This is a genomic window from uncultured Aliiroseovarius sp. (genome assembly GCF_947492455.1).
Lineage (GTDB): Bacteria > Pseudomonadota > Alphaproteobacteria > Rhodobacterales > Rhodobacteraceae > Aliiroseovarius.
The window spans coordinates 1-1141 of the sequence record NZ_CANLNB010000009.1; the positions used below are offsets into that span (position 1 = coordinate 1).

1 protein-coding gene and 1 pseudogene are annotated in these 1141 nt (G+C 62.1%); both read left to right on the plus strand.

Annotation, left to right across the window (positions count from 1 at the left end; translation table 11 throughout):
- Window positions 1-297, plus strand: a pseudogene (locus Q0677_RS15050) (electron transfer flavoprotein subunit beta/FixA family protein); the annotation flags it as partial.
- Window positions 297-1141 (plus strand): FAD-binding protein (locus tag Q0677_RS15055; RefSeq protein WP_298911394.1); only part of this gene is annotated, 845 nt, incomplete at its 3' end. The pseudogene Q0677_RS15050 and the gene Q0677_RS15055, both read left to right, overlap by 1 nt.

Sequence of the window (1141 nt, forward strand, 5' to 3'; positions counted from 1 at the left end):
GACAACGCTGTTGTGACCCGCGAAGTCGACGGCGGCCTGCAGACCATCAAGGTGAAGATGCCGACCATCGTTACCGTTGACCTGCGCCTGAACGAGCCGCGCTATGCGTCGCTGCCGAACATCATGAAAGCCAAGAAGAAGCCGCTGGACGAAAAGACCGCTGCGGATTACGGCGTTGACGTGACCCCGCGCCTCGAGATCGTGAAGACCTCGGAGCCGGCCGAACGCGCCGCTGGCATCATCGTTGGCTCGGTGGACGAGCTTGTATCGAAACTCAAGGAAGCGGGGGCTGTATAATGGCTGTTCTTCTTCTTGCTGAAGTTACCAATGGTGAACTGGCGCTGGACGCCACCGCCAAGGCTGTCACCGCTGCGAAAGCGCTGGGTGATGTAACCGTTCTGGCTGCTGGCGCCTCTGCCGCTGCTGCTGGTGACGCCGCTGCGAAAATCGACGGCGTGGCCAAGGTTCTGGTTGCCGAAGACGCATCGCTGGGTCACCGCCTGGCCGAGCCGACCGCAGCCCTGATCGTCTCGCTGGCTGGCGACTACGAGCACATCGTGGCCCCCGCCACCACCGACGCCAAGAACGTCATGCCGCGCGTCGCTGCTCTGCTGGACGTGATGGTTCTGTCGGACGTGACCGCCGTGGTCGACGGCGACACCTTCGAGCGCCCGATCTATGCCGGTAACGCCATGCAGACCGTCAAGTCGTCGGACGCCAAGAAGGTCATCACCTTCCGTACGTCGACCTTTGATGCCGCTGGCGAAGGCGGTTCGGCTGGCGTTGAAGCCATCGGCGCTGCTGACAACCCCGGCCTGTCGGAATGGGTTGAAGACAAGGTTGCCGAAAGCGACCGCCCCGAGCTGACCTCGGCTGGCGTTGTTGTGTCGGGTGGCCGTGGCGTTGGCTCGGAAGAGGACTTCGCCCTGATCGAGAAACTGGCAGACAAGCTGGGCGCCGCCGTTGGTGCATCGCGTGCGGCTGTTGACTCGGGCTATGCTGCGAACGACCTGCAAGTTGGTCAGACCGGTAAGGTTGTTGCCCCGGAACTGTACATCGCCGTGGGCATCTCGGGCGCCATCCAGCACTTGGCTGGTATGAAAGACTCGAAGATCATCGTTGCGATCAACAAAGACGAAGA